The organism is Actinomadura sp. 7K507 (genome assembly GCF_004348425.1).
Taxonomy (GTDB): domain Bacteria; phylum Actinomycetota; class Actinomycetes; order Streptosporangiales; family Streptosporangiaceae; genus Spirillospora.
This window is the reverse complement of sequence record NZ_SMKK01000024.1, coordinates 45,716-52,458: the sequence shown is the minus strand read 5'-3', so window position 1 is coordinate 52,458 and position 6,743 is coordinate 45,716. Positions and strand designations below refer to the sequence as shown.

General features: G+C 67.0%; 10 protein-coding genes. 5 read left to right on the top strand and 5 right to left on the bottom strand.

All coding sequences use genetic code 11. The features are described from left to right. Together E1285_RS08415 and E1285_RS08410 are read right to left on the bottom strand one after the other, a co-directional pair. A partial coding sequence (locus E1285_RS08415; protein WP_243722643.1) for a cytochrome P450 occupies nt 1–163 on the bottom strand: 163 nt, incomplete at its 3' end. Beyond that, on the bottom strand, nt 160–357 hold the full coding sequence (locus E1285_RS08410; RefSeq protein ID WP_132149807.1) for a hypothetical protein: 198 nt from the start codon (nt 355–357) through the stop codon (nt 160–162). The genes E1285_RS08410 and E1285_RS08415, both read right to left, overlap by 4 nt. 197 nt (nt 358–554) lie before the next feature. Here E1285_RS08410 and E1285_RS08405 point away from each other — a divergent pair, with 197 nt between their 5' ends. Continuing rightward, nucleotides 555–962, top strand: coding sequence for a DNA alkylation repair protein (locus E1285_RS08405; protein ID WP_165966513.1), 408 nt, complete (start codon nt 555–557; stop codon nt 960–962). Here the strand turns inward: E1285_RS08405 and E1285_RS08400 are convergent. Then, the gene (locus tag E1285_RS08400) at nt 950–1,921 is read right to left on the bottom strand and encodes a zinc metalloprotease (RefSeq protein ID WP_207946475.1); all 972 of its coding nucleotides are present in this window, start codon (nt 1,919–1,921) and stop codon (nt 950–952) included. The two genes, E1285_RS08405 and E1285_RS08400, sit on opposite strands and share 13 nt — an antisense overlap. A 221-nt stretch (nt 1,922–2,142) precedes the next feature. Here E1285_RS08400 and guaA point away from each other — a divergent pair, with 221 nt between their 5' ends. Next, the gene (gene guaA, locus E1285_RS08395; RefSeq protein ID WP_132149819.1) at nt 2,143–3,717 is read left to right on the top strand and encodes a glutamine-hydrolyzing GMP synthase; all 1,575 of its coding nucleotides are present in this window, start codon (nt 2,143–2,145) and stop codon (nt 3,715–3,717) included. Nucleotides 3,718–3,744: 27 nt separating this feature from the next. Here the strand turns inward: guaA and E1285_RS08390 are convergent, their stop codons facing one another. Together E1285_RS08390 and E1285_RS08385 are read right to left on the bottom strand one after the other, a co-directional pair. Next, the gene (locus tag E1285_RS08390) at nt 3,745–4,173 is read right to left on the bottom strand and encodes an ATP-binding protein (RefSeq protein WP_165966512.1); all 429 of its coding nucleotides are present in this window, start codon (nt 4,171–4,173) and stop codon (nt 3,745–3,747) included. 53 nt (nt 4,174–4,226) lie between these two features. Next, nucleotides 4,227–4,484 (bottom strand): hypothetical protein, encoded by a 258-nt coding sequence (locus E1285_RS08385; RefSeq protein WP_132149801.1) that lies wholly within the window; start codon nt 4,482–4,484, stop codon nt 4,227–4,229. A 121-nt stretch (nt 4,485–4,605) separates the two neighbouring features. Between E1285_RS08385 and E1285_RS08380 the strand changes: the two genes are divergently transcribed. The 3 genes from E1285_RS08380 to E1285_RS08370 all read left to right on the top strand — a co-directional run bounded on the left by E1285_RS08380 (nt 4,606) and on the right by E1285_RS08370 (nt 6,643). Further along, a complete protein-coding gene (locus E1285_RS08380; RefSeq protein ID WP_132149799.1) occupies nt 4,606–5,439 on the top strand; it encodes a helix-turn-helix transcriptional regulator in 834 nt (277 codons plus the stop codon). Next, nucleotides 5,408–5,605 (top strand): DUF397 domain-containing protein, encoded by a 198-nt coding sequence (locus E1285_RS08375; protein WP_132149797.1) that lies wholly within the window; start codon nt 5,408–5,410, stop codon nt 5,603–5,605. Before E1285_RS08380 ends, E1285_RS08375 begins: the two co-directional genes overlap by 32 nt. Before the next feature lie 186 nt (nt 5,606–5,791). Then, the gene (locus tag E1285_RS08370) at nt 5,792–6,643 is read left to right on the top strand and encodes an endonuclease/exonuclease/phosphatase family protein (RefSeq protein WP_243722642.1); all 852 of its coding nucleotides are present in this window, start codon (nt 5,792–5,794) and stop codon (nt 6,641–6,643) included. Nucleotides 6,644–6,743: the final 100 nt, after the last annotated feature.

Below are 6,743 nucleotides of genomic sequence, written 5' to 3'. Positions count from 1 at the left end.
GGGCGTCCAGACCGAGGACGAGGCTCGCGTGTTCCATCGGCTGGGCGCCGTCGGGGATCCGGTAGTGAGGGATGCGGCGGTGCCACTCCTGTAGGGCGATGCGCAGTTCCAGGCGGGCCAGGTGTGATCCGAGGCAGCGGTGCGGGCCCGCGCCGAAGGCTATGTGCCGGTTGTCGGGCGGGCAGCGTCCTGGTAGGTGGCGACGATGTCGGCGTGACGGGTCACGACCCAGAATCCGTGCGCGGCCTCGCTGTGGAAGGCCGGGTACTGCTCTCGGAGGTCGTCCAGCATCGAATGGGTGGTGCCCGCCGGGCGGGGCTCGCCGAAGGGGTCGAAGTCGATCCGGGGATGACTCATCGGTGCTCTCCTTTGCGTGCGCGGGCAGGTGCCCGCTCCGGTGTCGAGCCTCTCCCTTCGACGCCGACGATCAACGATGACGATCGTCGATCTCAAAAGCCCTTTCAAGGGCTGGCGGGGGATCTCCCGTTACGGGCCCCGCTATTGCGCGGCTGGACGGCGGTGCCCGTGGGAGTCGGCGGCGTAGCGTGTTCTGCGTGGATGTCGAGGATGCGGTGGGGCGGGTTCTGGCCGAGTTGCGTGCGCAGGGCGATCCGGTGCGGGCTGAGAACGACCTGGGGAGGGTGCTGGATGAGTGGGTGAACGACCCCTACATGTGGATACGGCGTACGGCCGTCTTGGCCTTGCTGGCAGGTGTGCGGGCGGGCAACCCCGATCTGAGGAGGGTCGACCGCTTCGGGGACGCCCTGATCGGTGAACGCGAGTTCTTCATCCGCAAGGCCCTCGGGTGGGTGTTGCGGGAGCTGTCCAAGAAGGACCCGGGGTGGGTGACCCGGTGGGTCGAGCCTCGTGTCGAGGTCATCTCGGGGGTGACGATCCGGGAAGCCGTCCGGTGGCTTCCTGAGGAAGACGCCGGACGGCTCCTCGCGGTTCAGCGGCGGTAGGCCTTCCACACCTTGTGCATGCGGTTGCCCTGGCCGGAGGTGAATGACGTCATGCAGGTGTCGTAGCTGTAGTCCATGTAGTTGTGCACGGGGTCGTCCCCAGGGGAGGGGCAGGTGTCCTTGCCGGACGGGCAGCCGTTCGTCGGGTCGCGCTGGGCCGGGGTGTCCGCCACCCGGTCGCCTTCGCCGATGCAGCCGTCCTGGAAGGTGTGGTAGAGGCCGAGCCAGTGGCCTACCTCGTGCGTGGCGCTGAATCCCTTGTTGAAGTTCTCGATGGAACCGCCCGGCATGCTGCCGTAGTGGATGGTCACGCCGTCCATCTTGGGCTCGGACTTGTACTTCCACGGGAACGTCGACCAGCCGAGCAGGTCTCCGCCTATGTAGGCGCTGTAGAGGTTCAGCGTGCTCTTGCCGCCCTTGCGCAGCCTCGCCTTGAACGTCCTCTCGTAGCGTTCCGGGTCGTTGAACCAGGCGGCGTTGTCCGTACGGGTCACGTCGCGGAGGTCGAACGAGATGCGTGTATTGGCACCCCCGTTCCGTCCGCCGTAGGAGGCGTTCAACGTGCTGATCTGGCGCTTGACCGCCGCGCTGGACACGTTGCCCTTCGAGCCGTCGTGCAGCACATGGAAGTACACCGGGACCTTGATCTGGGGCGCGGCACGGAGGTCGTCGCCGGTCGAGCGGCCGTCCCTTCCGCCGGCCGGACGCTGGCCCAAGTCGCGCAGTATCTCGTTGAGCTGCCGCTCGACCGTCTCAGCCTGTTCAGGCGTCAGTTCGTTCCGCTCCCGGCCGTGCGCCCCATGCACCCCATGCGCTCCATCCGCCCCTGGCCGCAGCCGTGCGTCGGCGTGTGCGTGCACGTGCGCGCAGTCGTCCTGGCGTGTGGTCCCCGGGGATGGCCCGGCGGGCATCGCGGGGACGAACGCGGCGATCAGGGCGGTGGCGGCGAGCAACTTCACGGCACTCCTAGGGAGGACGCTTGCGGACGGGAGCCAAGTGAACACAAGGCGTTATCAACAGGTACCAGAGCGGAGTCACCCGGGGAGTGTGATCAAGGTAAATGGATGCCGACCGTTATCGGTCAATCGCACCATGTAACGACCGTGGGTCCGGGTGCGCGCATCGGTGCAGGCAGCCGCCCCCGTAGACTGGGGTAACCCTTCCGGCCGTGCGAAAGGCGTTGTTGGTGGCCGCAGACCAGTCCTTTGACACCGTTCTCGTCGTCGACTTCGGCGCGCAGTATGCGCAGCTGATAGCGCGGCGTGTCCGCGAGTGTCATGTTTTCAGCGAGATCGTGCCGTCGACCATGCCGGCGGAGGAGATGCTCGCCAAGCGGCCGAAAGCCATCATCCTGTCGGGTGGCCCCGCGTCGGTGTACGCGGGGGACGCCCCGGTCGCGCCGGACGGGCTGTTCGACCTGGGCGTCCCCACATTCGGGATCTGCTACGGCCACCAGGTGATGGCCCAGGCCCTGGGCGGAACGGTCGAGAACTCCGATGTCGCCGAGTACGGGGGTGCGACGGTCACCGTCACGGCCCCCGGCATGCTGTTCGCCGGGCTGCCGCACGAGCAGGCGGTGTGGATGTCGCACCGCGACTACGTCAGCCGTGCCCCGTCCGGCTTCACCGTCACGGCCAGCACCGACGTGACGCCGGTAGCGGGCATGGAGGATCTGGAGCGCGGCCTCTTCGGCGTCCAGTTCCACCCTGAGGTCCTGCACACCGAGCACGGCATGGAGCTTCTGCGGCGGTTCCTGTACGAGGGCGCCGGGTGCCGTCCGAACTGGACGATGGTGAACATCGCGGACGAGTCGATCGCGGCCGTCCAGGAGCAGGTGGGCCATAAGCGGGCGATCTGCGCGCTGTCGGGCGGCGTGGATTCGGCCGTCGCCGCCGCCCTCGTCCAGCGTGCGATCGGTGACCAGCTGACCTGCGTGTTCGTTGACCACGGCCTGCTGCGCAAGGGTGAGCCCGAGCAGGTCGAGAAGGACTTCGTCGCCGTCACCGGCGTGAACCTGCACGTCGTGGAGGCCCAGGAACGTTTCCTCGCCGCCCTCGACGGCGTCACCGACCCCGAGGCGAAGCGCAAGATCATCGGCCGTGAGTTCATCCGGGTCTTCGAGGAGGCGGCGAGGGAAGTTGTCGGGGAGGACGCGGCCGAACCGGTCGAGTTCCTCGTCCAGGGCACCCTCTACCCGGATGTCGTCGAATCGGGCGGCGGCACCGGCGCGGCCAACATCAAATCGCACCACAACGTCGGCGGACTCCCCGAAGACCTCCAGTTCAACCTGATCGAGCCCCTGCGGAACCTCTTCAAGGACGAGGTCCGCGCGCTCGGCGAGCAGCTCGGCCTGCCGTCGGAGATCGTCTGGCGCCAGCCGTTCCCCGGCCCTGGCCTCGGCATCCGCATCATCGGCGCCGTGACCCGCGACCGCCTGGAGATCCTCCGCGACGCCGACGCGATCGCCCGCGAGGAGCTGACCAACGCCGGTCTCGACCGCGACATCTGGCAGTTCCCCGTGGTCCTGTTGGCGGACGTCCGGTCCGTGGGTGTCCAGGGTGACAGCCGTACCTACGGGCACCCCATCGTGCTGCGTCCGGTTACCAGCGAGGATGCAATGACGGCCGACTGGGCACGGCTCCCTTACGACGTCCTGCAGCGGATCTCCACCCGCATCACGAACGAGGTCAGCGAGGTCAACCGCGTCACGGTCGACATCACGTCCAAGCCCCCGGGCACCATCGAGTGGGAGTGATCGCGTCTTGGTCAGGCGACCGCGCCCCTAACGAGATGGCTGTTCGTCGCCTTTCCCGTCCGGCGAAACCGTCACCCCGCCCAGGACGGCCCAGACGCTCTTACCTCCGTGTTCCGGTCGCCAACCGTGTTCCTTGGTCAGCGTCGCGATGATGCCCAGGCCCCACCCACCGGGGTCTGGCGTGTCTTCAGGGACGGAACGTGTCGGCATGGTCAGGTCGGGTGTGGACGCTTCGGGTTTGTCCGGGGACGTGTCCCATACCTCGATGCGAAGTCCGCCGGGGACGAGCGCCAGACGTAGGGAGATCGGCTGGTGGCGCGTCGCACGGACGGCGTTCGTCAGCAGTTCAGAGGCGATGAGGATCGCGTCCTCCACCGTGGACTGGGGCAGTCCCCACTTGAGTGCCTGAGCTTCGACGATGAGACGGCCCTGCGAGACGACCTCGGGCGTCGCCAAGAGTCCTCGCCGCAGAGCCGGCGGGCCGGCCGACGTTCCTTCGACCATGGCGCTCACCGCCGGACCTCCCGGGCCAGCGCGTCCTGCTGCAGCATCAGGTCGCCCAGCGTGTGCAGGTCGGACGCGGTGAGCGTGGCCACCAGACGCCCGTCGCCGTCGCGCACCGATTCGGGTTGCCGTAGATGGACCGTCCACATCCCGGTGATGCCTGCCCGGTAGGGCTCGCACCACCGCCCGGCCGTCGGCTGGACGGCCGGAAATGGGTCCGTTTCGTCTATGAAGTCGTCCTTGCGGAATTTGTCGCTACTCATTTTCCTGATCGCCTCTGTCGCGGACTTTTGCGTTCTGTGCGACAGATTGACCAAGCCGTCTTATGGTTGTCATTGTTGCTGACAACATCAGAAAAACGATGACGTGCGGAGGTATTCGATCATGGTCCGGCCGTCCCCCGACCCGCACGAGTCGATCTACGCCTTCCTGGCCTACTACCTGCGCTTCCTCCGGCAGCAGCACAATGCGACTCAGTCCGATGTCGCCAAGATCCTCAACTGCTCGATCGGCCAGGTTTCCAAATACGAGAGCGGCGATAAGCAGCTCGCCACCAAGGAGTGCGCCGCACTGGACAAGGAGTGGAACACCGGTGGCGTGTTCACGATCTGGCTGGGCTACGCAAAACTCGGAATCGACGCAAACGCCCCAGCCCGCCTCGACCGCTATCAGCGCAGGGCCATCGAGCACTGCATCTTCTCCAGCAACCTCGTGCCCATCCCACTACAGACGGAGGACTACGCAAGGGGCTTGCTGGGAGCAGGTCACGCTGCGGGGCTTATCGAGGACGTCGAAGCCGCCGTCGCGCTACGGATGGATCTTCAGGCGGCGATCCTGGACGGCCGACCAAACCTATGGGTGGTGATCGACCAGATCGCTCTCCGCCAGATGGGAAGTTCGCAGGTCATGGCCGACCAACGAGACAAACTGCTAGAGATGGGCGAGTTGCGCCATGTCTCCGTCCGTATACTGCCTCTGTCGGTTGCGCCGCATACCGGCGTGGACGGTTCATATTGGTGTTTCACGCTGCCGGGTCGTCGCTTGGCGGCTTATTCGGGTAACGCGATCGGCATCGGCCGGGTCATCGATGACCAAACCGACGCGGCCGACGTGGCGACGCGCTTCCATCGGATCGCGGCGCGGGCGTGGAGCGAAGACCAGTCGCGTGAGTATCTAGCACGGATGGATGAGTCTTTTGACGACTTGGCGCAAGAGTAGCTACAGCGGATCTCACGGCACTTCTGACTGTGTGGAAGTCGCTTCCATGGAGGAAGCCGTAGAGATCCGGGACAGCAAGAGCCTGTCCACCCCGCACCTGACCGTCTCCAAGGACGAGATGGCTGCCCTCTTCATCCGGATCAAGGCAGGCGGGCTTGATCTTTGATCAATGCGGGCGGAGCTCGATCGGGCGCAGGTGACGATGAGGGCGGCGGTGTCCCGGTTAGTGCGACGCCGGGCTCCTGACGAGGACGCGCGGAAGGGCGATAAGGGCCGGTCGGCCTGGACGCGTGGCCGTGTACTCGCCGGGCTCTCGGCAGTGACGGCCGGGCTGCTGGTGTTCCATCGGGCCGTGCCCAACGCCGTGGGCCGCATCGGCAGTCTGCTGGAGACCTTCCTGCCATGGCTGGGGCTCGTGGTCGTGGTGCTGCTGGTCTCGGCACTGCTGCGCCGTTCGGCGACCGCGCTGGTTGCCCTGCTCCTACCGGTGGCGGCCTGGACGTACCTCTTCGGCGGGTTGCTCTTGCCCGGTCCTGAGCCCGGCTCACGCGACATAGTCGTGGTGCAGCACAACGTCAGCGATGAGAACACCGACCCGGCGGGCACGGCCCGCGCCCTGGCCGACGCTGAGCCGGATCTCATCGCGGTGGAGGAGTTGCTGCCCTCGGCACTGCCGGTCTACGAGAGAACCCTCGCATCGGACTTCCCCTACAAGGCGGTCCAGGGCACCGTCGGACTCTGGTCGAAGCATCCGCTGACCGAGGCCGAGCCGTTGGACATCAAGCCTCAGGGAGTCACGGAAGATTGGCGCCGCGGGCTGCGGGCCGTGGCCCACACGCAGCACGGCGAGTTCGCCGTGTACGTCGCTCACCTCCCCTCGGCCCGCGTCGGGGCGGGCGGGCTGAAATCCGCCTGGCGTGACGAGAGCGCCGTCCTGCTGGGCGAGGCCGTCGCCGCCGAGAAGCTCGAATCGGTGATCCTGCTGGGCGACCTCAACGGCACGGTCCACGACCGCGGGCTGGACCCGCTGACCTCCCAGCTGAACGTGGCGGAGCGCGGCCTGGCCTTCAGCTTCCCCGCCTCGTTCCCGCTGACCCGGATCGACCAGGTCATGGCCCGCTCGGCGAGCGTCGGCCGCATCCGCACCCTGCCCGCCACCGGCAGCGACCACCTACCGGTCGCCGCCCAGATCACACCGGCCTGAGCGAGAGGCCGAACGTCGGGTGGCGCGGTCGAAAATCTGGGGAAAGCGCGTCGATTAGGAGCTCTTGGCGGGGAACCGGAATGGGGCTGCGTGGCTCATA

Bases quoted from the DNA above. Each gene is read 5' to 3' on its own strand.
- E1285_RS08410 (WP_132149807.1), bottom strand. From the start codon at position 357: ATGAGTCATCCCCGGATCGACTTCGACCCCTTCGGCGAGCCCCGCCCG.
- E1285_RS08385 (WP_132149801.1), bottom strand. From the start codon at position 4,484: ATGAGTAGCGACAAATTCCGCAAGGACGACTTCATAGACGAAACGGAC.
- E1285_RS08380 (WP_132149799.1), top strand. From the start codon at position 4,606: ATGGTCCGGCCGTCCCCCGACCCGCACGAGTCGATCTACGCCTTCCTG.
- E1285_RS08375 (WP_132149797.1), top strand. From the start codon at position 5,408: ATGAGTCTTTTGACGACTTGGCGCAAGAGTAGCTACAGCGGATCTCAC.